Raw genomic sequence first — 24,465 nt, forward strand, 5'->3', positions numbered from 1 at the left:
AGTTACGGCGGCCATGGCGAGAGGGAAACGCCCGGCAACATTCCGAACCCGGAAGCTAAGCCTCTCAGCGCCGATGGTACTGCCCTGGAGACGGGGTGGGAGAGTAGGACGCCGCCGGACAACCATTCCCGAAGGGCCCCAGCACACGCTGGGGCCCTTCGTGCTTTATCGCGATAAAGCACAGGCCTCACGGTCGTGGGTGCGCGGCGAAGAACCGCCAGATGTTCTCGGTGGCGTCCAGACCCGCATAGGGCGCATCGGCCGCCGGCCGTCTCGCCTCGGACCCCGGCCACTGGTGGCCCGCGCCGTCCACGGTGACCAGCTCCACGGAGCGCCCGTCCGCGCACCCGCTCACCGACCGCCGCACCGGGCCGGCCACCACCACCGACGGCTCGAGGCAGCCGTCGACCGAGCGCCACAGGTCCACGACTTCGGCCACCGGCGGGCCGTCGATGCCCGCACGGGCCCCTGGCTCGCCGTCCAGGCGCACCGCCGTGTCGGCGGTCCCGTGCAGGTGGAACAGCGAGACGGGTGAAGGGTCGGGGCAGTCGACGAGCAGTGTGCCCGCGACCGGTGCGACAGCCGCGAAGACGTCGGTCCGGCAGGCGAGCGTGTAGGCCATGATCGCGCCGTTCGACATGCCCGTGACGAAAACCCGGTCAGGGTCCACGTCCACCCGCTGCGCGACGTCGTCGACCACGCGGGTCAGGAAGGCGACGTCGTCCACGCCCTGGGCGGCCGCCCGACCGCAGCAGCCGCCGTCGGTGTTCCACGCCCGGCGCACGCCCTCCGGGTGGACCACCACGAAGCCCTCGCGTTCGGCGAGCTCGGTCCAGCCGAAGGCCACCTCCGCCTGCGTCGCGCTCCCTCCCCCACCGTGCAGGACGAGCACCAGCGGCGCCCCGGCGGCCGGCAGCTCGGCCGGCCGGTACGCCCGGTAGGAGCGCTCGAGACCGTCGACGACCAGACGCTGGCTCGATGCCCCCGCTGCCAGCGGTGCGACGGCCCTCGGCTCGTCGGTCGACGTCGACCTGCGCAGCACCAGGGCGACGAGCACCACGGCCACCAGCACGGCCGCGACCCCGGCCGCCAGGAGAACGCCCCCGCGTCGCGCCGTCCCCATGCGGCGACAACCTAGGGCATCGGAGCGGATCCGAGGCCGGATGCGACGAGGCCCCGCCCGGATGGGCGGGGCCTCGCATCAGGGCCACGGGTCAGGGGACGACGCGGCGGATCCCCGCGAAGGACAGCGCCGCGACCACCGCGCCGACGACCAGCGGCAGCCCGATGGACAGCGTCGCCAGCGACTGGTCGCCCAGCCACCCGCCCACCGTGGACCACGCCCCGAGCCCGGTGATCAGCACCGCCAGCCCGCCGAAGAGCAGGAGGGCGAGCAGGGCCAGCGCCCACAGGCCGTTCGGCCCCCAGCGCTTGACCACCACGCCCATGCCGATGCCGGAGAAGATGAAAGCGAGCATCGGTGCGCCCGAGACCAGCACCTGCAGGAAGAAGTTGTCCGCCTGCATGGGCTCCGGTGCCCAGAAGGTCAGCCCCACGCCCCATCCGTCGGTGGCGTCCCCGATGGCGTCGAGGACGGCGAGCGCGATCCCGTAGCCCAGCGCGGAGAGGACCCCCACCAGCGCGACCCCGAGCCAGTAGGTGCGCCGGCTCAGGCTGACCCCCATCGCGAACGGCAGCAGCTGCGTGACCGCCTGGACGAACACCACGCAGACGGTGATGTAGAGGGCGAGGACTCCGCCGGTGAAGCCGGCGTCGGGCACGTCCCGCAGCCCGGCCAGGCCCCAGATCGCCACGTTGATGGCGAAGCTGATGCCGACGACCAGCCACGGGATCCCGAAGATGACGAGCGGGTGCACCACCTGCAGGCGCGCGGCGGCGAGGACGCGGTTCATCGGTTGACCTCCTCGAGGTCGTCGGAAGTGGCGGCCTGGCCGGGCCGGGTGGTCTGCAGGCTCATGGCGACGACGAGCTGCTGGAGGTTCGTGGGCTCCCAGGACAGGCCGGCAGCCGCGGCGTCCTGGCCGTCGGCGCCGCCGCGCAGGCGGACGACGGAGCGGCTGTGCCCGCCCAGGCTCTCCGTGTGCAGCACCTCGTGCCCGGCACCGAAGGCCGCGACCCTGTCCCGGGGGCCGGTCACCGTCAGCGCGGTGCCGCGCAGCGACTCGGCGTCGGCGTCGAGGAGGACCCGCCCGCGGTCGATGAGCAGCACCCGCTCGAGCAGGCTGGCGATCTCCTCGATCAGGTGCGTCGAGAGGACGACGGTCCGCGGGTTCTCGGCGTAGTCGGCGAGAAGCCGGTCGTAGAAGAGCTGCCGGGCGACGGCGTCCAGGCCCAGGTACGGCTCGTCGAACAGCGTGACCGGTGCCCGGGAGGCGAGGCCGATGATGATGCCGACGGCGGAGTTCATGCCGCGCGAGAGCTTCTTGATCGGCCGCTTGGCCGGCAGGTCGAAGTCCGCGAGCAGGGACTGCGCCAGGTCGGCGTCCCAGTCGGGGAAGACGAGCGCCCCGGCGTCCAGGGCGTCGCGCACCCGGAAGTGGTCGGGGTAGCGCTGCCCCTCCTTGATGAAGCAGATGCGGCTGAGCACCGCCTCGTTCTCGTAGGGGCTCTGGCCGAACACCTCGACGCTGCCGCTGGTCGGCACGCGGTGGCCGGTGAGCAGCTGCATCAGCGTGGTCTTGCCGGCGCCGTTGCGCCCGAGCAGGCCGGTGATGGCGTCCTGCTCGATCACGGTGCTCACGTCGGAGAGGGCGGTGTGCTCGCGGTACCGCATGGTGACGTCGCGGAGGACGGCCGCGGGCGTGCTCGTGGGCTGGCTCATCGCCGCCCCTCCCATTCATCGATCATGGCCGCGAGCTCGCGGCCGGAGATGCCGAGCTTCTGGGCCTCGGTGATCAGCGGACGGACGTACTGGTCGGCGAACTCGCTCCGGCGGCGCTTGAGCAGCTGGTCGCGGGCGCCGGTGGCGACGAACATCCCGACTCCTCGTCTCTTGTAGAGGACCCCGTCGCTCACCAGCTGGTTGAGCCCCTTGGCGGCGGTGGCGGGGTTGATCCGGTGGAAGGCGGCCAGCTCGTTGGAGGAGGGCGCCTGTGCTTCCTCGGCGAGCGAGCCGTCGATGATCGCGTTCTCGATCTCGTCGGCGACCTGCCGGAAGATGGGGCCGGCGTCCTCGTTCACGACGCCGGCCGGACCGCACCAGGGCTGCGCTGGTCCCTGGGTTCGTTACTCATGTAATGAACCATAGAGGCAGCGGGCCGTCGCGCACAAGGGTGCATCTCCGCGGACGCAACAGGGCCGTCACATGCCGGGGTTAGCGTCCGGGCTCCGACGACGTCCGGAGGTCGACCGCGTTGCACCTGTCGCCGCACGAGCAGGAGCGCCTGCTCCTGTCCTACGCCGCCGAGCTGGCGCGTCGCCGGCGCGCCCGGGGGCTGAAGCTGAACCTGCCGGAGGCGACCGCCATCGTCACCGACCACGTGCTCGAAGGCGCCAGGGACGGCGTGCTGGTCGCCGAGCTCATGCAGTCGGGACGCACGGTCCTGACGCGGGACGACGTCATGGACGGCGTCCCCGAGCTGCTGGAGGAGGTGCAGGTGGAGGCGACCTTCCCGGACGGGACCAAGCTGGTGACGGTGCACCACCCGATCCCGTGAGCGACGGCTTGCCGAGCGCCGGGGGCATCGTCCCGGGAGAGGTCATCCCGGCCGACGGCGTCATCGAGACCCTGCCGGGGGCGCCCCGCATCGAGCTCGAGGTGACCAACGCCGGCGACCGGCCGGTCCAGGTGGGCTCGCACTTCCACTTCGCCCAGACCAACCGCGCCCTGCGGTTCGACCGCGCGGCGGCCCGGGGTCACCGCCTGGACATCGCCGCCGGCACGGCGGTGCGCTTCGAGCCGGGAATCACCCGGACGGTCACCCTCGTCCCGCTGGCCGGCGCCCGCGTCGTCCCGGGCCTGACTGCGGAAGGCGGTCTCGGCTGATGGTGCAGCTGTCGCGCGAGCGCTACGCCCAGCTCTACGGGCCGACGACGGGTGACCGGGTGCGCCTGGCCGACACCGACCTGGTCGTCGAGGTGACCGACGACCTCTCCGGCGGGCCCGGCCACGCAGGCGAGGAGGCGGTCTTCGGCGGCGGGAAGGTGATCCGCGAGTCGATGGGCCAGGGGCGCGCCACCCGCGCCGAGGGTGCTCCCGACCTGGTCATCACCGGCGTCGTCGTCCTCGACCACTGGGGGATCGTCAAGGCCGACGTCGGGATCCGCGACGGGCGGATCGTCGCCCTCGGCAAGGCCGGCAACCCGGACACGATGGACGGCGTCGACCCCGCACTGGTCATCGGCCCGGGGACCGAGGTCCTCGCCGGCAACGGCAAGATCCTCACCGCGGGCGGCATCGACTGCCACGTGCACTTCATCTGCCCGCAGATCGTGCCGACGGCGCTGGGCTCGGGCATCACCACGCTGATCGGCGGCGGCACCGGCCCGGCGGAGGGGTCGAAGGCCACCACGATCACGCCCGGCGACTGGTACCTGGCCCGCATGCTCGAGGCGATGGACCCGCTGCCGGTCAACGTCGCGCTGCTGGGCAAGGGCAACACCGTTCGCCGCGAGTCGATGGTCGAGCAGCTGAAGGCCGGCGCCAGCGGGTTCAAGCTGCACGAGGACTGGGGTTCCACCCCCGCGGCGATCGACGCGTGCCTGACCGTGGCCGGGGAGCACGGGGTCCCCGTGGCGCTGCACAGCGACACGTTGAACGAGGCCGGCTTCGTCGAGGACACGCTGGCCGCGATCGCCGGCCGCAGCATCCACGCGTACCACACGGAGGGCGCCGGAGGCGGCCACGCGCCGGACATCATCACCGTCGCCGGGCACCCGAACGTGCTCCCCAGCAGCACGAACCCGACGCGGCCGCACACCGTGAACACCCTCGACGAGCACCTCGACATGCTCATGGTCTGCCACCACCTGGACAGCTCGGTCCCGGAGGACCTCGCCTTCGCCGAGAGCCGCATCCGGCCGACGACGATCGCCGCGGAGGACCTCCTCCACGACCTCGGCGCCATCTCCATGATCGGCTCGGACGCCCAGGCGATGGGCCGGGTCGGCGAGGTCGTGCTGCGGACCTGGCAGACGGCGCACGTCATGAAGCGGAAGCGCGGTTCGCTGGCCGGGGACGGCGCGGCGGACAACCTGCGGGCCCGCCGGTACGTCGCCAAGTACACGATCTGCCCGGCGGTGGCGCACGGCATCGACGCCGAGGTCGGCTCCGTGGAGCCGGGGAAGCTGGCCGATCTCGTGCTGTGGGACCCGAAGACGTTCGGCGTCCGCCCGCACGTCGTCCTCAAGGGCGGGATGATCGCCTGGGCGCAGATGGGCGACGCGAACGCCTCGATCCCGACGCCCCAGCCGCAGCTCCCCCGGCCGATGTTCGGCGCCTACGGCAAGGTCCCTGCCCTGACGTCGATGCACTTCGTGGCGCCGGCCGCGATCGACGCCGGGCTGGCCGACCGGCTGGCGGTGGACCGTCGCCTGGTCGCCGTCGCCGACACCTCCCGGCTGGCCAAGGAGGACATGCCGCAGAACACCGCCCTTCCCGACATCCGCGTCGACCCCGACACCTTCACGGTCTCCGTGGACGGCGAGGTGTGGGAGCCCGAGCCGGTCCGCGAGCTGCCGATGGCGCAGCGGTACTTCCTGTTCTGATGACGGCCGCCCTCCTCACCCTCGCCGACTCACGGCTGCCCGCCGGCGGGCACACCCACTCCGGCGGCGTGGAGCAGGCGATCGCGGCAGGCGTGGTGCGCGACCCCGCGTCCCTGACGGCGTTCCTGCTCCGCCGGCTGCACACGGCGGGGGCGGTCGCGGCCGGGCTGGCCGCCGCGGCCTGCGGGGCGGACGCCGCCGAGCTGGACGGGCTGGACGCCGAGGCCGACGCGCGGACGCCGTCCCCCGCCCTCCGCGCGGCCTCGCGGGCGCAGGGGCGCGGGCTGGTGCGGGTCGGCCGGCGCGCATGGCCCTCGCCGTCGTGGGACCACCTGCCCGACCGGCCGCACCACCCGCTCGCCCTCGGGGTGGCCGCCCGCGCCGGCGGCCTGGCACCACGGGACGCCGCCGCGGCGGCCGCCTACCTCTCGGTCAGCGGTCCGGCGACGGCGGCCCAGCGGCTGCTGGCCATGGACCCGCTCGCCGTCGCGGCCCTCACCGCACGGCTGGCCCCGGAGATCGACGCCGTCGCCGCCGTCGAAGGGCTGCCGGCGGCCGCCGACCCCCTGCTCGACCTGCTCGCCGAGGTGCACCTCGCCCGGAACGACCGCTACTTCGCCTCATGACGCTCACCTGGAGGACGCATGCCACCTGACCACAACCTCGACGACTACGTGGACGCGCCGCGCGAGCACCGGCACGGCCCGCTGCGCGTCGGCCTCGGCGGCCCGGTCGGCTCGGGCAAGACCGCGCTGGCCGCGGCCCTGTGCCGGACGCTGGGCGTGGAGTACGACCTCGCCGTCGTCACCAACGACATCTACACGACCGAGGACGCCGACTTCCTGCGCCGCAACGCCGTCCTGCCCGACGACCGGATCGAGGCGGTCCAGACCGGCTGCTGCCCGCACACGGCGATCCGCGACGACATCACCGCGAACCTCGACGCCGTCGAGCTGCTGGAGGCCCGTCACCCGGGGCTGGAGCTCGTGCTCGTGGAGAGCGGCGGCGACAACCTGACCGCGAGCTTCAGCTACGGCCTGGTCGACGTGCAGATCTTCGTCATCGACGTCGCCGGCGGGGACAAGGTGCCGCGCAAGGGCGGACCGGGGGTGACCGCCGCCGACCTGCTCGTGGTGAACAAGACCGACCTCGCGCCGCTCGTGGGCGCCGACCTCGACGTGATGCGCCGCGACTCCGCCGCCGTTCGCGGCGGGAAGCCGACGCACCTGATCTCGCTGCGCGAGGACCCGTCCGTGGCGACGGTGGCCGAGTGGGTGCGCGAGCAGATCCGGGCCCGGGCGATGCAGCACGCGTGAGGACCGTCGTCGAGGTCGTCGCCCGCGCGGGTCCGGGCGGCCGCACCGTGCTGCCGGTCGTCCGGGCGAGCGGGCAGCTGGCCGTCCGGCGGACCGGGCCCTCGTCGGTGCACCTGGTGGCGACCGCGTTCGGGCCGCTGGGCGGGGACGACGCGCACGTGTCCCTCGTCGTCGAGGAGGGCGCGGCGCTGTCCGTGCGCTCGGTGGCGGCGGCGGTCGCCCTGCCCTCGCGCGGGGATCCGCTGCCGTCGGTGCAGCGCATCACCGCGGAGGTCGCCGGGACGCTGGACCTGCGGCTGGAGCCGACGGTCGTGGCGGTCGGCGCCCACCACGTCGCGGACCTGGCCGTGACGCTGGGCGGCTCCGCCGTGCTCACCGCCACCGAGCACGTCCTGCTCGGCCGCTCGGGCGAGGAGCCCGGCCGCTGGACCGGGACGATGCGGGTCGAACGGGACGGCCGGCCGCTCCTGCACACCACCGTCGGGCTCGGGCCGGGCGAGCCCGCGTGGTTGCCCCCGGTGGCCCCGCGGGCCTATGCATCAACCGTGCACATCGGAACGTCAGCGGACGTCCTGACCGGTGAGGACGCCGTCCGGCTGCCGCTGCCCGGCGGATGGGTGACCACGGCCTGGGGCAGCGAGCTGCACCGGGTGGTGCGGGCGGCCGAGCAGCTCGGGCCGGGCATCGGGGTGGCCGCGTGAGCCTCGTCGTCCGCGCCCGGCGGGTGGTGCTGCCCGACGGGGAGCGGGCTGCCGCGGTGCACACCGCGGACGGCCGGATCACCGCGGTCACCGCCTTCGACGACGCCCCGGGGTCCGCCGTCACGCTGCCGGACGACGAGGTGCTCCTGCCCGGGCTGGTCGACAGCCACGTGCACGTCAACGAGCCGGGGCGCACCGAGTGGGAGGGCTTCGCCTCCGCCACCCGGGCCGCCGTCGCCGGTGGCGTCACCACGATCGTCGACATGCCCCTCAACTCGGTCCCGGCGACGACGACCCTCGAGGCGTTGCACGTGAAACGGGAGGTGGCGGAGGGGCAGGTGGCGGCGGACGTGGCGTTCTGGGGCGGCGCCGTCCCGGGCAACGTCGACCAGCTGCGCCCGCTGCACGAGGCCGGCGTCGTCGGGTTCAAGTGCTTCCTGCTCGACTCCGGCGTCCCGGAGTTCCCGCCCCTGGACGACGCCGGGCTCCGCGCGGCGCTCACCGAGCTGGCCCGCTTCGACGGGCTGCTGATCGCGCACGCCGAGGACGCTGACGTCATCGCGGCGGCGCCGGAACCCAGCGGGCCGAGCTACGCCGGATTCCTGGCGTCCCGGCCCGGCGCCGCGGAGGAGTCCGCGATCGGCCGGCTGGTCGAGGCCGCCCGCGACACCGGCGCGCGCACCCACGTCGTCCACCTGGCCGACGCCGACGCCCTGCCGATCCTGCGGAAGGCGCGGGCCGACGGCGTGCGGATCACCGTCGAGACCTGCCCGCACTACCTGACCTTCGCCGCCGAGGAGGTGCCGGACGGGGCGACGTCGTTCAAGTGCTGCCCGCCGATCCGGGAGGCCGGCCACCGCGAGGCGCTCTGGGCGGCCCTCGTCGACGGCGACGTCGACCTCGTCGTCAGCGACCACTCGCCGTGCACCCCGGAGCTGAAGCGCCTGGACGTCGGCGACTTCGGCGCGGCGTGGGGCGGCATCGCGTCGCTGCAGGTGGCGCTCCCGGTGGTGTGGAGCGGCGCGCGGGCCCGCGGGGCCGGGCTGGCGGACGTGGTGCGGTGGATGGCCGAGGCGCCGGCCCGGCTGGCCGGGCTGCCGGGGAAGGGCGCCATCGCGGTCGGGAAGGACGCCGACCTCGTGGCGTTCGCGCCGGAGGAGCGCTGGGCCGTCGGGGACCTCCACCACCGCAACCCGGTCACCCCCTACGCCGGGCGCGACCTGCACGGCGTCGTCCGGCGCACCTGGCTGCGGGGCCGGCTCTCCGACGGCGAGCCCGTCGGGCGGCTGCTGGTGCGCGGAGCCTGACTAGGCCTCGCTGCCCTTGGGGCTCGTCTCGTCGAAGGTCTTCGGGTCCGACCGGTCGCCGCCCTCGGGGTCCGGGTTGCCGAGCGCGGTCTCGGCCGGCAGGTGCTCGACGTAGTCCTTGGCCCTGGCCTTCAAGTCGTCGTTGTCGGGCGTGGTCATGGCAGTTCCTCCGACGGATGTGGGGCACCGGCACGGGCGCGTGCCACAGTGATCCCCGCCCGTCCGCAGCGCAACAGGGAGCGCGATGTCCGACTTCACCCGCCTGCCCGATCTCGCCGGCCGCGCGCTCGGCGGCGCGGTCGTGGCCGCCAACGACGAGTCGTTCGCCGAGCGGGAGAACCTGATCCGGCCGGAGCCCGCCGGGGCGCGCACCGAGTTCGGGCACAAGGGCAAGGTCTACGACGGCTGGGAGACCCGCCGCCGGCGCACCCCGGGTCACGACTGGGCCGTCGTCCGGCTCGGGGTGCCGGGCGTCGTCGCGGGCGTCGTCGTCGACACCGCGTTCTTCACCGGCAATTACCCGCCGCAGGCCTCCGTCGACGGCGCGGCGATCGAGGGGCACTGCTCGGTCGACGAGCTGCTCAAGGCCGACTGGCAGCCGCTGCTGCCCCTCTCGGACCTCGCCGGGGACACGGCGAACGCCTTCGCGGTCGAGTCCGGCCGCCGGGTCACCCACGTCCGGCTGAACATCCACCCCGACGGCGGGGTGGCCCGGTTCCGCGTGCACGGCACCGCGCTGCCCGACCCGCGGTTCCTCGACGCCGGCCCGTTCGACCTGGCGGCGCTGGAGAACGGCGCCGTCGTCACCGGGGTGAGCGACGAGTTCTACGGCCGCCCGCAGCAGCTGATCGCGCCCGGCCTCGCCCGGAACATGGGAGAGGGCTGGGAGACCGCGCGGCGCCGCGGCGGCGGCAACGACTGGGTCGAGGTGGCGCTGGCCTGCGAGGGCGTCGTCACCCTCGCCGAGCTCGACACCAGCTGGTTCCTGCACAACGCGCCCGGGACGGCGTCGCTCACCGGCGTCGGGCCGGACGGCGAGGTGCCTCTCCTCCCGCGCACCCGCCTGCAGCCCGACACCCGGCACCGCTTCGTGCTCGACGGGGCGCCGGGTGTCGACCGGGTGCGGCTGGACGTGTTCCCCGACGGCGGCATGGCGCGGCTGCGGCTCTGGGGCCGGCCGACCGCGGCGGGCCGGGCCGCGCTCGGACGGCGCTGGTTCGACGCGCTGCCCGACCTGCAGGCGCTGGAGGTCCTCGGCTCGGCCGAGGTGCCGCCGCAGGTGGCCGGCCGGCTCGTCGGTGCCCGACCGCTCTCCGGCGACCTGCCGCCCGAGGTCGCCCGGCTGCTGGACGGTCCGCCCCGCTGAGACCGCGCGCGAACCGGTGGGGCGAGCGGTGCCGCGCCGCTAGGGTCGGCGGCCTCCACCCCGTGCCCGAGGAGCCGCCCGTGTCCCGCCGCCGTCTGCGCCTGCTGCTCGCCGCCCCGCTCCTCGCCGCCGGGCTCGCCGCGTGCGGCTCCAGCTCCCTCGCCGCCGACGACGTCGCGAACGGCGCGGAGGACGCGCTCGAGGCCGAGGTGGGCGCGCGCCCGAACGTCGACTGCCCCGAGGACCTGGAGGCCGAGGTCGGCGCCGAGACCCGCTGCACGCTGAGCGTGGACGGCGACGACCAGGAGTACGGCGTGACGGTGACCGTCACCTCGGTGGAGGGCGACACCGCCAACTTCGACGTCGAGGTGGACGAGGAGCCGGTCGAGTAGCGGGAAGGGTCGAAACGGCTCCGGATCTGCCGATATCCCCTGGGTCCGTCCGCCCCAGCCCAGGAGCTCGACCGTGGTCCTCATGCCGTCCTTCCTCCGCCGCAGCATGCGTGCGCGCCTGATCGCCGCCTTCCTGGCCGTCGCGGGGGTGATGGTGGTGCTCGGCGTCGTGAACGTGACGCAGTCGAACTCGGTGCACGACCAGGTGGAGAGCCTGGCCGCGCGGGACGTGCGGCCCCTCGCCGACCTGCGCAAGCTGACCGACGACTTCCAGGCCTACTCGGTGCACGGCCTGGTGGCCGCCCTCGCCGCCGTGCAGGGTCAGGCCGACATCGTCGCGCTCCAGGCGGGCCTGCAGGAGGAGTCGAAGCAGGCGACCGACGAGGACGTCGCGGCGCTGCTGGCCAACACCCCCGCCGAGCTGAAGGACGTGGCCGAGGGCATCGCCGCCGGCTGGGAGGACATGGCGGCCAAGGACCTCGCCTACCGCCAGGCGACCGCGGCCCAGGACCCGAACGCCCAGACGCTGGGTGACGCCGCCACCGCCGCCTACCTCGACCTGCAGGCGGACCTGGCGGAGTTCTCCGACGCACTCGTCGCCGACGAGGCGGTCAGCCGGGAGAAGATCGCCGACGACTTCGGCTTCGCCCGGCTGCTCACGCTGACCCTGCTCGGCATCGGGCTGCTGCTGGCCGCCGCGCTGGCCGTGCTCATCTCCCGGGACATCCGCGGCCGGCTCGCCCCCGTCCGCGAGGCCGTCGACGCCCTCGCGCGCGGCGACCTGACGCACACGATCACCCGGCACTCCGACGACGAGCTCGGCCGCGTGAGCGCCGCGTTGTCCGACGGCCTCGGGCGCATCCGCGAGATGGTCTCGGGCGTCGTCGCCTCGGCCAGCGCGATCGCCGGCTCGGTGGACCAGCTGACCCGCGTCACGGCCGGCGTCGTCGAGGCGTCGAGCACCGGCGCCCAGCACGCCCAGTCGGTCTCCGGCAGCGCGGCGGCGGTGTCGGGCAACGTGGCGGAGCTGGCCTCCGGGGCCGAGGAGATGACCGCCTCGATCGGCAACATCTCGCACTCCGCCCGCGAGGCCGCCACCGTCGCCGGCGAAGCTGTCGCGATCGTCGACAGCACCAACACGACGCTGACCCAGCTCGGCAACTCGTCGGCCGAGATCGGCAACGTGATCAAGGTGATCACCGGCATCGCCGAGCAGACGAACCTGCTGGCCCTCAACGCCACGATCGAGGCAGCCCGCGCCGGGGAGGCCGGGAAGGGCTTCGCGGTGGTCGCGAACGAGGTCAAGGAGCTGGCGCAGGAGACCGCGAAGGCGACCGAGGACGTGTCCCGCCGGATCCAGGCGATCCAGGCCGACTCCGACCAGGCCGTGCAGGCGATCGGCCGGATCGGTGACACGGTGGGCCGCATCAACGGCCTGCAGTCGACGATCGCGGCCGCGGTCGAGCAGCAGAGCGCTGCCGCCGCGGCCATCGACCGCAACATCGGCGTCGCCGCGCAGGGCAGCAGGGACATCGCCGCGGGTGCCGAGGCGGTCGCCGCCTCCGCGGAGACCAGCGCCGGCCGGATCGACCAGTCGCGGTCCATCGCCGAGGAACTGGTCGGGATGGCCGGGGACCTGCAGGGCCGGGTCGCCCAGTTCACCGTCTGACCCTCGGCCCCGGGTGGCCCGACCGGCCGCCCGGGGCCGACGCCGGGCCGTAACACCGGCTGGGCAGGATGCAGGCGTGGAGACCCCTGCGCGCGCCGACCTGCTGATCACCGACGCCGAGCTCGTCGCCACCGTCGACGACGCCCGCCGCGAGATCCCCGGCGGCTGGGTGGCGGTGACCGGCGGGGCGATCAGCGGGCTGGGCGGCGCGGGTGACCCGAGGCCGGACGCCGTCCGGACGATCGACGCGCGCGGCTGCCTGGTGACGCCGGGCCTGGTGAACACCCACCACCACCTGTACCAGAACCTGACGCGCGCCTTCGCGCCCGCGCTGACCGGCGGCCTGTTCGACTGGCTGGTCACGCTGTACCCGCTGTGGGCCCGGCTGGACGAGGAGGCGGCCTACGTCAGCGCCTACGTCGGCCTCACCGAGCTCGCGCTGGGCGGGTGCACCACCTCGACCGACCACCTGTACGTCCACCCGTCGGGCGCCGGCGACCTCATCTCCGCCGAGGTGGCCGCCGCCCGCGACCTCGGCATGCGGTCGCACTTCACGCGCGGGTCCATGTCGCTGTCGGTCAAGGACGGCGGGCTGCCGCCGGACTCCGTCGTCCAGGACGACGAGGAGATCCTGGCCGACTCGCAGCGCCTGGTGGAGGCCCACCACGACCGCTCCCCCCTGGCGATGACCCGGATCGCGCTCGCACCGTGCTCGCCGTTCAGCGTGTCGACCGAGCTGATGACCCGCACCGCGGAGCTGGCCGAGCGGCTCGACGTCCGGCTGCACACCCACCTGTGCGAGACCCAGGACGAGGACGCGTTCTGCCTGGAGACGTTCGGCCGCCGTCCGGTCGAGTACCTGGCCGACGTCGGCTGGATGACCGACCGGACGTGGCTGGCGCACGTCGTCTGGCCCTCGGACGACGAGGTGCGGCGGCTGGGCGCGGCCGGGGTGGGCGCCGCGCACTGCCCGTCGTCGAACATGATCCTGGGCAGCGGGCTGTCGCCGGTCGCCGAGCTGCGGGCCGCCGGCGCCCCGGTGGGACTGGGGGTCGACGGCTCGGCGTCGGCCGACTCCGCGTCGCTGTGGCTGGAGGCCCGGACGGCGATGCTGCAGGGCAAGCTGCGCCACGGCGCGGGCTCGATGTCGGCGCGCGACGCCCTCGAGATCGCCACGCGCGGCGGGGCGGCGTGCCTGGGGCGCGCCGGCGAGATCGGCGAGCTCACGGTCGGGGCGTGCGGCGACCTCGTGGTGTGGGGTCTGGAGGGCCCGCGGTTCGCCGGGGCGCTGTCCGACCCGGTCGAGGCGTGGCTGCGCTGCGGGCCGGTCTCGGCGCGGCACACGGTCGTCGGCGGCCGCCTGGTCGTGGAGGACGGCGTCCCCGTGCACCCGGGACTCGAGGAGCAGCTCGCCGTCCACCGCCGCGTCTCGGAGCGCATGCAGCACTGACGGGACTTTCTGTACAGGAAGTCCGGGGACTTCCTGTACAGGAAGTCCCTAGAGGGCGGCGGCGAGGGCTTCCAGGTCCTCGAGGGCGACGTCCAGGTGCGGCGAGACCCGCAGCACCGGGCCGGTCATCTCGTCGGGAGCCCGGCCGGGACCGATCGCGCTCACCACGATGCCGTGCTCGGTAAGGAGGTGGCTGCGCACGCTGACGACGTCCACCCCGTCCGGCGGAAGGAGCGTGGTGGTGGCCGTCGGCTCGTCCGCCGGCTCGACCACCCGCCAGCCGCCGACGCCGTCGAGGAGCGCGCGGGTCGTCGCGCCGATCGAGGCCAGCCGCTCGCGCACCCGATGGGGTCCGGCCGCCACGTGCTCGCCGACGGCGACGACCAGCCCGATCCGCCCCGCGACGTACGCCTCGCCCGACTCGAAGGCCCGCATCGGCGGCTCGTCCTCGGGGCCGGGCAGCACCGGGGTGAGCCGGGCGGCCAGCGCGGGCCGGACGCAGAGCACCCCGACGCCGCGCGGGCCGGCCAGCCACTTGCGGGAGGTCCCGTAGACGACGTCGGCGCCGAGGTCGACGTCCGCGTGGCCGAGCGACTGGGCGGCATCGATGACCAGCGGCACGCCGGCGGCTCGGCACAGGGCGGTGAGCTCCGGTGCCGGCTGCAGGATGCCGCGGTGGCTGGGGATCTGGGTCAGGTGGACGAAGGACGGCGGGTCGTCGGCCAGCAGCCCCTCGACCCCCTGCACGTCGGCCCGCCCGTCGCCGTCCACGGGCAGGTGCTCCGGGGACAGCCCGAACGCGCGGAACTGGGCGACGTTCGGCGCGTACTCACCGGGCAGGCAGGCGACCCGCGAGCCGGCGGGGAGCCGCCACCCGCGCAGCAGCGCCACCAGGGCCGACTGCGCCGACCCGACGAAGGCGACGTCGGCGGCGGCCATGCCGGCCAGCCCGCCGATCACCGAGCGCCCCTGCTGCAGCAGGTCCGCCGCGGTCGCCTCGGCGACGTAGCCGCCGAGCTCGGCCTCGTGCCGCGCGTGGTGGGCCGCGGCCTCGAGGGCACGGTGGCTCTGCCGGCTGGACGCGGCGCTGTCGAGGTGCCGGCCGGCCGGACGGGGACGGGCCTTGCGCCAGGCGGCGCCGAGGTCGTCGTGGAGGAGACCGGAGGGCATCAGGTGTCGAGCTCGCCCCGCGCGACGGAGACGCCCGAGTGCTGCGGGTCGCCGTCCAGCGGCTCGACCGAGACGTCGACCAGCGGGAACTGCCCGAGGTCGAGATCGGCCGGGAGCTCCACGGTCTGGCTGCCGGGGCGGACGACGCCCAGCGGGACCATGCCGACGACGTCGCGGTCGATCAGCCAGAGCTCGTAGTACTCGTCGTCCAGCGCGGGGGCGTCGAGGTCGACCTGCACCACGCGCGAGCCGTCGTCGAGCTGCACCACCTCGGCCCGCCCCGACGCGTCGTTGTCGGCCAGCGGATCGAGGTCCACGGCGGTCACCTGCTCGCCGTCGTCCCGGCCCTGCACCACCGCCACGACCCCGGCGCCGACGACGGCACCGGCGACGACGGCGGCCGCGACGAGGAGGACGGGCCGTCGCCGGGGCCGCAGCGGCAGCACCTGGGCGTCCTGCGGCTCGGGCTCGGGCTCAGGCTCCGGTTCGGCGGCCGGCTCCTGCCGGGCACCCTCGGTACGTGGCGTCGCGGAGACGCCGGTCGCCGCCGCGATGGCGTCCCAGACGCGCGGCGGCGGGGGAACGGCCGGTCCGGTCGCGGCGAACTGCGGCACGGCGACGGCGTCGACGGCGCGCTGCAGCGACGCCACCTCCGCCCGGCACCGCTCGCAGGCGGCCAGGTGAGCGGCGTCGTCGGCGGGCAGCGGCTCGCGGAGCGCGGCGAGCGCGAGCTGCTCAGGCGTGCAGTGCTGCACCGTCCACCTCCAACCTGCTGCGGAGCCGTTCCAGCGTGCGACGGATGTGGGACTTCACGGTGCCCAGCGGGATGCCCGTGCGGGCGGCGATCTGGGCGTGCGTGAGGTCCTCGAAGAAGGCCAGCTCGATGATCCCCCGCTGCGGCTGGCCGAGGAGCTCCAGCTCGTCCAGGACCAGGACGCGGTCGGCCACCTGGCTGTCGAAGCCCGGGGCGACCCGGTCGGCCGGACCGGCCTGGGCCTCGGAGATCGCCGCCTCGGCCTCGCGCCGCTGCCGGTCCCGGCGCGCCCAGGTGTCGGCGATCTTGTGCCGCGCGACCCCGACCAGCCAGCCCGGCAGCGGGCCCTTCTCCGGCCGGTAGCCGGCCCGGCCGGTCCACGCCGAGACGAAGGTCTGCTGGGTGACGTCCTCGGCGTCGGGCCCGGGGCCGAACGCCCGGACGGCCATGCCGTGGATCTGCCCGGCGAAGCGCTCGTAGGCGAGGGCGAGCGCCTGCTCGTCCCCGGCCGCGAACCGGCGACCCAGCTCGCGGTCGTCCGGGTCGGGGGCGCCCGGCTGCGCCACGCCCGGGTCCGTTCCCACGACCGGAACGCTACCCATGTCCTCCGGCCTGACGGCGAGAAGGCTCACCGGACCGGCTCCGCGACCACGACGACGTTGTCCCGGTAGCTGCCGAACTCCGGGAGGAACGGCCCGCCGCAGGTGATCAGCGTCAGCCGGGCGGGGCCCTCGCGGGCGAACAACCTGTCGAGCGGGAGCACCGACTTCTGGACGAGCTCGCGGGACACGATCCGCCAGCGCGTCGTCGTCCCGGCCGCGTCGGTCACCGACACCTCCTGGTCCACCTGGGCGTCCCGGAGCGGCGCCATCGCGCCCAGCCCCTGCTCGCGGTCGTCGACGTGCCCGGCGATCACCGCCGACCCGTCGTCCCCGGGAGCCGGCCCGAAGCGGTACCAGCCGACCCGGTCCACCTCGGCCGGGATGGTCATCTGCCCGTCGGGCTCCACGCCGACGGGATCGACAGCGGTGTCGACCCCGAGGGCGGGAACCGCCAGGCGCACCGGTGGCGGCCGCTGCTCCCGGTCGTCCGGGGACGCCGGCCGGGCCGTGACCTCGGGCAGCGCACCCGGGCTCCCCGGCCCGGCGCTGGGGGACGCCGGGACGGGGAGGACCTGCTCCACCGGTGCGCCCGCCGTCGCGGCCGGCCGGGTGAGCGCCCAGGTCGTCGGCGCGCCGACGGCGAGGGCGAGACCCAGGACGGTGGTGGCGACGGCGGGACGCACGGCGGTCTCTCTCAGGCGCGGCCGCGGGCCAGGCGCAGCGCGCCCGCACCGGCGGCCACGAGGCCGATCACCGAGAGGGCCGCGACCGGCGCCGGCAGCGAGCCGTCGTCGGCCAGACCGGCCGTGCCGCCCGGCACGCCCGACGGCGCGGAGTGCGCACCGCTGATCGTCTGGACGGCGAGCTCGTAGCCCGCGTCCTCGGAGCCCCAGGCGTAGACGATCGTGGTGGCCCCCTCGGCGAGCGAGAGGTCGGCGGGGCCGATGGCCACGGTGCCGGTGCCCGCGAGGACGACGTCCGCGCTGACCGTGCCCGCCGGCACCGTCAGGCTGGCCTCGTCCGGGTTCTCCAGGCCCGGGACGACGACCTGCCCGCCGGCCCGCACGTCCACGGCGGGGGCGGCGGCGGTGTGCCGCACGGTCACCCGCGCCTGTCCGGCCGGCACGGGGGAGGTGTCGTTCACGAACGGCGTCAGGGCCGGCTGGCCCTCCGCGGTCAGGTGGGCGACCACGGTGGCGTTCGCGCCCGCGGGGACCGCGACGCCGTTCGCCGACAGCAGCGGCGTACCGGAGCCGTCGGCGGCGTCGGCCGGGAACAGCGCCAGGTCGTACGAGCCGGCCGGGAGCTGCAACGGGTCGGTGAGGGTGCCGGGCTGGAAGTCGTCGAGCAGCCGCTCGCCGTTGGCGTAGACGTCGACGGGGGTGTCGGGCACCCCGTGCAGGATCGAGACGGTTGCGGTGTCGGCGGCCGTCGCGGGGGTGGCCAGCAGGACGAGCGCACCGGCGGCACCGAGGGCACCGGCGGCGCGCAGGGACGTGCGGGTCGGGCTCATGGGATGTCCTTCTCTCCGAGCGGAACTGCCTGTCACCCCTCCCTTCACAGCGGCCCCGCGACCCGGATGCATCGCGCTCAACCAAATTCGCGGGAGCACACTCGTCGGGTGAGCACCCCGCGGGACCGCGACGCCGAGGGGCGGGCGCGCAACGCCCGTCCCCGCGATGCGCTGGGCCGGCCGCTGCCCTACGGCGCGGTCGGCGAGGAGCGGGCGCCGGAGGGCGTCGTCCGCGAGCCGGCGCAGGCGCTCGCCGAGGCCCAGGCGCTGCTCGACGCGGGACGGCCGTTCCACGCCCACGAGGTGCTGGAGGACGCGTGGAAGTCCGCCGTCGAGGAGGAGCGCGGCCTGTGGCGCGGCCTCGCGCAGTTCGCCGTCGGCCTCACGCACGCCGCCCGCGGCAACGGCCGCGGCGCCACCACGCTGCTGGAGCGCGCCGCCGGGAACCTGGCGCCCTACGCCGCGGCCCCGCCGCACGGCATCGACGTCCCGGGGCTGGTGGCGTGGGCCCGGGCTCCGGGCGACGGTCCGCCGCGGCTGACGGTGGCCGACGGCGGGGCGGCGGAGCAGACTCGGCACCCGTGAGGAGCTTCGAGGCGGTCACCCGGATCGACGCGAGCCCGGCCGAGGTCTGTGCCCTGCTGACCGACGTCGGCGGCTGGCGGGACTGGGACTCCGGCGTCGACCGGGTCGAGGGGACCGTCGCCCTGGGGGAGCCGATCACCGTCTACGCCACGATGATCCGCAACCGGCCCTTCACGGCGACGGTCACCGAGCTGCGCCCGCAGGAGGCGATGCGCTGGCGCGGGGGTCTGCCGGCCGGGCTGGCGGTGATCGAGCGGACCTACCTGCTCGACGCGCAGGACGGCGGCGGCACCGTGCTGACCGTCCGGGAGGACCACACCGGCCCGCTCGCCGGGCTGCTGCGCCGCAGCACCCCCGACCTGAACCCGTCGTTCCGGCAGTTCTGCGCCGGGCTCAAGGCCAAGGCGGAGGGACGAGTCTCACGCCCGTCGACCTGAAGGGGTCGCACGGGGCGGTGAGACGATGGACGCCGTCATGAGCACCGAGACCGCGCCCGCTGCCGGCGCCGCCGAGCCCGTTCCCGCCGCCGTCCCCCGGGGACCGGTGACGTCCGCCTCCTACTCGATCACCGTCCGGCTCACCTCGGACGGCGATCCGGCCAGCATCGGCCGCATCGCCACGGCGGTCGGCAGCGCCGGGGGCGCGGTCACCGCCATCGACGTGGTGGACAGCCGGCCCGACGGGCTCACCGTCGACGTCACCTGCTCCGCGGCCGACGCGGCGCACTCCGAGGAGATGGTCGAGGCGCTGCGCGCCGTCCCGGGCGTGAAGGTGCGCAAGGTCAGCGACCGGACCTTCCTGCTGCACCTCGGCGGCAAGCTCGAGGTCGCCTCGAAGGTGCCGCTCAAGACCCGTGACGACCTCTCGATGGCCTACACGCCCGGTGTCGCCCGCGTCTGCCTCGCGCTGGCCGAGCACCCGGAGGACGTGCGCCGGCTGACCATCAAGGGCAACACCGTCGCCGTCGTCACCGACGGGTCCGCAGTGCTCGGGCTCGGCGACATCGGGCCCGGCGCCGCGATGCCGGTCATGGAGGGCAAGGCGGCGCTGTTCAAGCGGTTCGCCGACATCGACGCGTGGCCGATCTGCCTCGACACCCAGGACGTCGACGAGATCGTGCGCACCGTCGAGCTGATCGCGCCCGGCTTCGGCGGCATCAACCTCGAGGACATCGCCGCTCCCCGCTGCTTCGAGATCGAGAAGCGGCTGCGCGAGAAGCTCGACATACCGGTCTTCCACGACGACCAGCACGGGACGGCGATCGTCGCGCTCGCCGCGCTGAAGAACGCGCTGCGGGTCGTGGACAAGCAGCTGCCCGACGTGAAGATCGTGGTGGCCGGCGGTGGCGCGGCGGGCACGGCGATCGTGCACCTGCTGCTGAAGGCCGGCGCCGGGAAGGTGCTGGTCTGGGACCGCGAGGGCATCCTCTCCCCGGACGACGACCGGCTCGGCCCGGCCAAGAAGCAGCTCGCGCAGCTGACCAACCCGGCGGGGGAGCGGGGCGAGCTGCCCGACGCCCTCGAGGGTGCCGACGTCTTCATCGGGGTCAGCGCCGGCAACGTGCTCGAGGTCGAGGACCTCGCCCGCATGAACGAGCGCGCGATCGTCTTCCCGATGGCCAACCCGACGCCGGAGGTGGACCCGGTGCGGGCCCGCGAGCACGCGGCGATCGTGGCCTCGGGCCGCTCGGACCTGCCGAACCAGATCAACAACGTGCTGGCCTTCCCCGGCGTCTTCCGCGGCCTGCTCGACGCCCGCGCCACGGAGATCAGCGACGGGATGCTGCTGGCGGCCGCCGACGCGCTGGCCGCCGTCGTCGGTGACGACCAGCTGAACGCGAACTTCATCATCCCGAGCGTCTTCGACCCGGCCGTCACCACGGCCGTGGCTGCCGCCGTCGCCGATCAGGCGCGGCACGAGCCGGGTGCGACGGCGCACGTGCGGGACGAGGCGGGGCTCACGTCCTGACGGCCTCCGGGACGAGGGGCTCCTCGTCCGCGGCGCCGAGGGCACCCCGCGAGCGGAGCGCCGCCACGGCGCACGTCCCGAGCAGCAGGAGCCAGCCCCACAGCGGCAGGAGCCGCAGCAGCGTGTCGGGGAGCACGGCCAGGTCCTCGAGATGCCAGGGGTCGGTGGTGGCGAACAGGTAGACCGCCGCCCACGCCGGCCAGCTGCGCACCAGGCTGTCCCGCAGGCCCGCTGTCACCAGCAGCGGCAGGAGGTAGATGCCGTAGTTGGCCCACGTGAACGTCGATGCGAGCAGGGTGCCGAGCATCAGCAGCGGCACGACCTCGAGCGGCGCCGCCGCGCCGTGCCGACGTCGCCAGGCCACCCAGCAGGCCAGGCCGAAGGCGGCCACCCGCAGGACCGCACCCAGCGCGGGCGACAGCCCGAGCTCGACGACCGCGCCGTGGATCGACCTGTTGAACGGGGCGAGCTGGTCGCGGTTCCCCTCCGCCAGCAGTGGCAGCACGCCGGTGAAGAAGACGTTCCGGTCGGGCACGGTGAGCAGCCCGACGGCGGTCAGCGCCGCTCCGGTGCCGACGGCGGACAGGAGGGCCCGTCCCCGCTGCAGCACGACGAGGGCGAGGAGCACCGGGGCCAGCGTCGGCTTGACGGCGCACACCGCGCCGAGCAGCGCCCCGGCCGCGACGTCGCGGCGGGCCATGAGCAGCGCGATCACGACCGACTCCGCCAGCAGCAGGACGGTGTCGATGTTGCCCTGCGCCAGGAGCCCCACGAGCGGTCTGCTGTTCGCGAGCAGCAGCAGGACGCCGGGCAGGACGGGTGAGTCCGCGCGGACGCCCACGAGCCGCAGCAGGAGCACGACGGCGGCCACCGCGGCCAGCAGACCCCCCACCACGACGACGACCACCGCGCCGCCGAAGGGCAGCAGCCCCAGCGGTGCCAGCAGCCAGCCGGCCAGCGGCGGGTAGATGAACTCGAGGTGCGAGTCGTAGAGCGGGCCGCCGTCGACCAGGCTCGCGCCGCCGCGCCAGAGGATGGCCAGGTCGGAGGCCGTCCCGACGGACGACCGCACGGCGACGTGCAGCAGCGAGCCGATGGCCAGCGGCCAGAGGACTGCCCGGGCCAGTCGCCGCACCGCCGCCGGCTCGCGGGGCGCCCGGGACGACGGGGGGAGCGCCGCACGAGGGAGGTGGAGCCGCACGCGACCTGCTTCCGTTCGGGTCCCGCGCCCGGGGCCGGGCGAGGTCCCGGTGGTACCCGCCCGGCGCCGGGAACACCCGGACGTGGGACGACGCCCGGCCCCGTGAGCGTGGATCATGGTCGTCGTGCCCGAGTTGCCCGAGGTGGAGGCGCTGGCGGCGTTCCTGCGGGAGAACGCCGTCGGCCGCGTTCTGGCGCGGGCCGACCTGGCGTCGGTGCAGGCCATCAAGACCTTCGATCCGCCGCTGAGCGCGCTGGCGGGCCTGGAGATCACCGGCGCCTCCCGGCACGGGAAGTTCCTGGACCTCGACGTCTCCGGGCTGCACCTCGTCGTCCACCTCGCCCGCGCCGGCTGGCTGCACTGGCGCACCGGCCTCCCGACCGCCCCGCCCAAGCCCGGCAAGGGCCCCCTCGCCCTGCGGGTGCACCTCGACGACGGCAACGGCTTCGACCTCACCGAGCAGGGCACCCGCAAGGGCCTGGCGGTCTACGTCGTCCGCTCGCCCGCCGAGGTCCCCGGCATCGCGCGGCTCGGGCCGGACGCCCTGGAGGTCGACCGGGAGCAGTTCGCGGCGCTGATGGCGAGCCGGTCCGGGCAGCTCAAGGGCGCGCTCACCGACCAGACCCTCATCGCCGGCATCGGCAACGCCTACTCCGACGAGATCCTGCACGCGGCGCACCTCTCGCCGTTCAAGGGCGCCGACAAGCTCAAGGACGACGAACTGGTCCGTCTCTTCGACGCGATGCGGGAGACGCTGACCGAGGCGCTCGGCCGCCAGCTGGGCCAGAAGGCGGCGACGATGAAGGGTGAGAAGCGGTCCGGCCTGCAGGTGCACGCCCGCACCGGCCTGCCCTGCCCGGTCTGCGGTGACACCGTCCGCGAGGTGAGCTTCGCCGACACGTCGCTGCAGTACTGCCCGACCTGCCAGACCGGTGGCAAGCCGCTCGCCGACCGCCGGATGTCCAAGCTCCTGCGCTAGGTCAGTCCAGGATCGCCCTCGTCACGGCCGACTGCTCGGTCAGCACGCCGCTGATCACCGACTGCGTCTCGTTGATGCTCTGCACCGAGCTGCTGATGGCGGCGAGCGCCGCGACCACGCGCTCGACCTGCTCCTGGATGGCCGAGACCTTGGCGTCGACGTCGGTGGTGGCGCGGGCCGTCTCGGCGGCGAGCTCCTTGACCTCGTTGGCGACGACGGCGAACCCGCGCCCCGCCTCGCCCGCTCGGGCCGCCTCGATCGTGGCGTTGAGCGCCAGCAGGTTGGTCTGGTCGGCGATGCCGCGGATGGTCTTCACCACCTTGCCGATGTCGGCGCTGGACTCGCCGAGGCCGGCGACCTGGTCGTTGGCCTCCTGCGTGAGGCGCATGCCCTCGCCGGCGACGCTGGTCGCCGACAGGACGTTGCGCTCGACCTCGCCGATCGACTCCAGCAACTCGCGGCCGGCCCGCTCGAGCTTCTGGGCGGCGGCGAAGCGTTCCATCCCCTGGCCGAGCAGGTAGGCGGTGTTGCGCAGCGCGTCCTCGCGGCCGGGCGAGAGCTGCAACGTCTCCGTGGCGAAGAAGTCCATCGTGCCCACCACCGCGCCGCCGACGACGATCGGCAGGCAGACGCCGGACTTCACGCCCGCGCGCTGGGCGGCCGGTGCCCGGACGCAGTCGGTGACCTGGGCGAGGTCCTCGACGAAGACCAGGTCGCGGGCCCGCCAGGCGCGGCCGGCCAGGCCGACGCCCTCCTGGAAGGAGGCGGCCATCGTGACGTCGCGGAACTCCTGGCCGGCGTTCCCCGACTCGAGCACGAAGTGCAGCGCGCGGTCCTCGTCGCGGACCCGCCAGTACGAGCCGTACGCCCAGCCGAATCCCGCGCGGATGGTGTCCAGGCACCGGGCCATGGCCTCGTCCGGCGTCGCGGCCGCCGAGATGGCCCGGAGCACCTGGTTGACCGCGGTCATGTCCTCGGCGGCCTCGGCCTGCCGCTCCCCGGCGAGCACCCGCTCGATCGTCTGCGACACCAGCCGGCCGATGGCGCGCAGCGTGTCCAAGCGCTCCCGCGAGGGGGAGAGGGTCTCGGTGGCGAAGAAGTCCATGGTGCCGGTGACGACGCCGTCCTCCAGGAGCGGGAAGCAGATGCCGCTCCGGACCCCGACCCGCCGGGCGGCCGGCGCCCGGACGCAGTCGGTCACCTGGGCGAGGTCCTCGACGAAGACGAGGTCGCGTGCCCGCCATGCGCGGCCGGCCAGGCCGACGCCCTCGCGGAAGGACGCGGCCAGGGTCACCTCGCGGAACTCCTGCCCGGCGTCGCCGGTCTCCTGGACGAAGTGCAGGGCGCGGTCGCCGGGGTCGACGCGCCAGTAGGAGCCGTAGGCCCAGCCGAAGCGCTCGCGCACCAGATCGAGCGCGAGGCGGACGGCGTCCGCCGAGGTGGCCGCGCCGGCGAGGGCGGTGACGACCTCGGTGACCGCGGCGACGTTCTGCCGTGCCTCCGCGATCACGTCCTGAGCGGGGTCGGGAGCGGGCGAGCGGCGTCCCAAGAGGGGCATGGTGGTTCCTCGTCTGCGGCGTTGCGGAACATGAACGGCTCGCTGACCAGCGGGTTCGGGCTGCGGCGCCCCTGAACCATAGAAAGGTCGCGCACAATCCGATGAGCGACACGCCCGTGACTGGAGACCGTCAAGTCAGCGACTGGGAGCGGTTCCAGCCGTCCGGGGGCTGCTGCTGGGAGCGTCGAGGTGGTACGACGGGTGGGT

27 protein-coding genes and 1 rRNA gene are annotated in these 24,465 nt (G+C 74.7%); 16 read left to right on the forward strand and 12 right to left on the reverse strand.

The features are described from left to right. Positions 1-3: 3 nt before the first annotated feature. Positions 4-120 (forward strand): 5S ribosomal RNA (gene rrf / locus ACI78T_RS00005). 67 nt (positions 121-187) lie between these two features. On the opposite strand, the gene ACI78T_RS00010 is transcribed toward rrf, so the two are convergent. The 4 genes from ACI78T_RS00010 to ACI78T_RS00025 all read right to left on the reverse strand — a co-directional run bounded on the left by ACI78T_RS00010 (position 188) and on the right by ACI78T_RS00025 (position 3,201). Then, positions 188-1,123, reverse strand: coding sequence for an alpha/beta hydrolase family esterase (locus tag ACI78T_RS00010; protein WP_456556040.1), 936 nt, complete (start codon positions 1,121-1,123; stop codon positions 188-190). 91 nt (positions 1,124-1,214) lie between these two features. Then, complete coding sequence (locus ACI78T_RS00015; protein WP_456556041.1) at positions 1,215-1,913, reverse strand: hypothetical protein; 699 nt, start codon at positions 1,911-1,913, stop codon at positions 1,215-1,217. Then, positions 1,910-2,842 (reverse strand): ABC transporter ATP-binding protein, encoded by a 933-nt coding sequence (locus ACI78T_RS00020; RefSeq protein WP_456556042.1) that lies wholly within the window; start codon positions 2,840-2,842, stop codon positions 1,910-1,912. Before ACI78T_RS00020 ends, ACI78T_RS00015 begins: the two co-directional genes overlap by 4 nt. Further along, a complete protein-coding gene (locus ACI78T_RS00025; RefSeq protein WP_456556043.1) occupies positions 2,839-3,201 on the reverse strand; it encodes a GntR family transcriptional regulator in 363 nt (120 codons plus the stop codon). The genes ACI78T_RS00020 and ACI78T_RS00025 overlap by 4 nt, the downstream gene beginning before the upstream one ends. Positions 3,202-3,374: 173 nt before the next feature. On the opposite strand from ACI78T_RS00025, the gene ACI78T_RS00030 reads away from it, so the two are divergent. From ACI78T_RS00030 to allB, 7 genes are read left to right on the forward strand one after another with little or no spacing between them, the layout of a single operon-like run. Next, positions 3,375-3,677 carry an urease subunit gamma gene (locus tag ACI78T_RS00030; protein ID WP_135100328.1) on the forward strand — a complete coding sequence of 101 codons (303 nt, stop codon included), beginning with the start codon at positions 3,375-3,377 and terminating at the stop codon, positions 3,675-3,677. Continuing rightward, positions 3,674-4,006 carry an urease subunit beta gene (locus ACI78T_RS00035; protein WP_456556044.1) on the forward strand — a complete coding sequence of 111 codons (333 nt, stop codon included), beginning with the start codon at positions 3,674-3,676 and terminating at the stop codon, positions 4,004-4,006. The genes ACI78T_RS00030 and ACI78T_RS00035 overlap by 4 nt, the downstream gene beginning before the upstream one ends. Further along, a complete protein-coding gene (locus ACI78T_RS00040; protein ID WP_456556045.1) occupies positions 4,006-5,727 on the forward strand; it encodes an urease subunit alpha in 1,722 nt (573 codons plus the stop codon). Before ACI78T_RS00035 ends, ACI78T_RS00040 begins: the two co-directional genes overlap by 1 nt. After that, positions 5,727-6,353: an urease accessory protein UreF gene (locus ACI78T_RS00045; protein WP_456556046.1), complete on the forward strand. Its 627-nt coding sequence runs from the start codon at positions 5,727-5,729 to the stop codon at positions 6,351-6,353. The genes ACI78T_RS00040 and ACI78T_RS00045 overlap by 1 nt, the downstream gene beginning before the upstream one ends. Before the next feature lie 18 nt (positions 6,354-6,371). Continuing rightward, on the forward strand, positions 6,372-7,043 hold the full coding sequence (ureG, locus tag ACI78T_RS00050) for an urease accessory protein UreG (protein ID WP_456556047.1): 672 nt from the start codon (positions 6,372-6,374) through the stop codon (positions 7,041-7,043). Next, entirely contained in the window at positions 7,040-7,744 is a 705-nt protein-coding gene (locus tag ACI78T_RS00055) for an urease accessory protein UreD (RefSeq protein ID WP_456556048.1), read from the forward strand. The genes ureG and ACI78T_RS00055 overlap by 4 nt, the downstream gene beginning before the upstream one ends. Beyond that, positions 7,741-9,051 (forward strand): allantoinase AllB, encoded by a 1,311-nt coding sequence (gene allB, locus ACI78T_RS00060; protein ID WP_456556049.1) that lies wholly within the window; start codon positions 7,741-7,743, stop codon positions 9,049-9,051. The genes ACI78T_RS00055 and allB overlap by 4 nt, the downstream gene beginning before the upstream one ends. On the opposite strand, the gene ACI78T_RS00065 is transcribed toward allB, so the two are convergent. Next, a complete protein-coding gene (locus ACI78T_RS00065) occupies positions 9,052-9,210 on the reverse strand; it encodes a hypothetical protein (protein ID WP_456556050.1) in 159 nt (52 codons plus the stop codon). A gap of 85 nt (positions 9,211-9,295) precedes the next feature. Here ACI78T_RS00065 and alc point away from each other — a divergent pair, with 85 nt between their 5' ends. The 4 genes from alc (at position 9,296) to ACI78T_RS00085 (ending at position 13,928) form a co-directional block, all read left to right on the forward strand. Further along, on the forward strand, positions 9,296-10,417 hold the full coding sequence (alc, locus tag ACI78T_RS00070; RefSeq protein WP_456556051.1) for an allantoicase: 1,122 nt from the start codon (positions 9,296-9,298) through the stop codon (positions 10,415-10,417). Positions 10,418-10,497: 80 nt separating this feature from the next. Further along, a complete protein-coding gene (locus ACI78T_RS00075) occupies positions 10,498-10,809 on the forward strand; it encodes a DUF4333 domain-containing protein (RefSeq protein WP_456556052.1) in 312 nt (103 codons plus the stop codon). Between the two features lie 82 nt (positions 10,810-10,891). Beyond that, the gene (locus ACI78T_RS00080; RefSeq protein WP_456556053.1) at positions 10,892-12,478 is read left to right on the forward strand and encodes a methyl-accepting chemotaxis protein; all 1,587 of its coding nucleotides are present in this window, start codon (positions 10,892-10,894) and stop codon (positions 12,476-12,478) included. Between the two features lie 76 nt (positions 12,479-12,554). Then, on the forward strand, positions 12,555-13,928 hold the full coding sequence (locus tag ACI78T_RS00085; protein ID WP_456556054.1) for an 8-oxoguanine deaminase: 1,374 nt from the start codon (positions 12,555-12,557) through the stop codon (positions 13,926-13,928). Between the two features lie 48 nt (positions 13,929-13,976). Here ACI78T_RS00085 and egtE read toward each other — a convergent pair whose 3' ends face one another. From egtE to ACI78T_RS00110, 5 genes are read right to left on the reverse strand one after another with little or no spacing between them, the layout of a single operon-like run. Beyond that, the gene (gene egtE / locus ACI78T_RS00090) at positions 13,977-15,098 is read right to left on the reverse strand and encodes an ergothioneine biosynthesis PLP-dependent enzyme EgtE (RefSeq protein WP_456556055.1); all 1,122 of its coding nucleotides are present in this window, start codon (positions 15,096-15,098) and stop codon (positions 13,977-13,979) included. Then, positions 15,098-15,853 (reverse strand): anti-sigma factor domain-containing protein, encoded by a 756-nt coding sequence (locus ACI78T_RS00095; protein ID WP_456556056.1) that lies wholly within the window; start codon positions 15,851-15,853, stop codon positions 15,098-15,100. The genes egtE and ACI78T_RS00095 overlap by 1 nt, the downstream gene beginning before the upstream one ends. Then, on the reverse strand, positions 15,834-16,436 hold the full coding sequence (locus ACI78T_RS00100; protein WP_456556057.1) for an RNA polymerase sigma factor: 603 nt from the start codon (positions 16,434-16,436) through the stop codon (positions 15,834-15,836). The genes ACI78T_RS00095 and ACI78T_RS00100 overlap by 20 nt, the downstream gene beginning before the upstream one ends. A 44-nt stretch (positions 16,437-16,480) precedes the next feature. Continuing rightward, positions 16,481-17,137, reverse strand: coding sequence for a sortase domain-containing protein (locus ACI78T_RS00105; protein ID WP_456556058.1), 657 nt, complete (start codon positions 17,135-17,137; stop codon positions 16,481-16,483). 11 nt (positions 17,138-17,148) lie between these two features. Further along, a complete protein-coding gene (locus tag ACI78T_RS00110) occupies positions 17,149-17,967 on the reverse strand; it encodes a DUF4397 domain-containing protein (RefSeq protein ID WP_456556059.1) in 819 nt (272 codons plus the stop codon). 108 nt (positions 17,968-18,075) lie between these two features. Here ACI78T_RS00110 and ACI78T_RS00115 point away from each other — a divergent pair, with 108 nt between their 5' ends. From ACI78T_RS00115 to ACI78T_RS00125, 3 genes are read left to right on the forward strand one after another with little or no spacing between them, the layout of a single operon-like run. After that, entirely contained in the window at positions 18,076-18,552 is a 477-nt protein-coding gene (locus ACI78T_RS00115; RefSeq protein WP_456556060.1) for a DUF309 domain-containing protein, read from the forward strand. Then, on the forward strand, positions 18,549-18,989 hold the full coding sequence (locus tag ACI78T_RS00120) for an SRPBCC domain-containing protein (protein WP_456556061.1): 441 nt from the start codon (positions 18,549-18,551) through the stop codon (positions 18,987-18,989). The genes ACI78T_RS00115 and ACI78T_RS00120 overlap by 4 nt, the downstream gene beginning before the upstream one ends. Before the next feature lie 37 nt (positions 18,990-19,026). Then, positions 19,027-20,520, forward strand: coding sequence for a malic enzyme-like NAD(P)-binding protein (locus ACI78T_RS00125; RefSeq protein ID WP_456556062.1), 1,494 nt, complete (start codon positions 19,027-19,029; stop codon positions 20,518-20,520). Here the strand turns inward: ACI78T_RS00125 and ACI78T_RS00130 are convergent. Further along, positions 20,510-21,721 (reverse strand): glycosyltransferase family 87 protein, encoded by a 1,212-nt coding sequence (locus ACI78T_RS00130; protein WP_456556063.1) that lies wholly within the window; start codon positions 21,719-21,721, stop codon positions 20,510-20,512. The genes ACI78T_RS00125 and ACI78T_RS00130 overlap by 11 nt on opposite strands. A 115-nt stretch (positions 21,722-21,836) precedes the next feature. Between ACI78T_RS00130 and ACI78T_RS00135 the strand changes: the two genes are divergently transcribed. Continuing rightward, positions 21,837-22,700: an Fpg/Nei family DNA glycosylase gene (locus tag ACI78T_RS00135; protein ID WP_456556064.1), complete on the forward strand. Its 864-nt coding sequence runs from the start codon at positions 21,837-21,839 to the stop codon at positions 22,698-22,700. A gap of 1 nt (position 22,701) precedes the next feature. Here ACI78T_RS00135 and ACI78T_RS00140 read toward each other — a convergent pair whose 3' ends face one another. Next, on the reverse strand, positions 22,702-24,258 hold the full coding sequence (locus tag ACI78T_RS00140; RefSeq protein WP_456556065.1) for a GAF domain-containing protein: 1,557 nt from the start codon (positions 24,256-24,258) through the stop codon (positions 22,702-22,704). Between the last annotated feature and the right edge of the window lie 207 nt (positions 24,259-24,465).

Source organism: Blastococcus sp. SYSU D00922 (assembly GCF_054050495.1).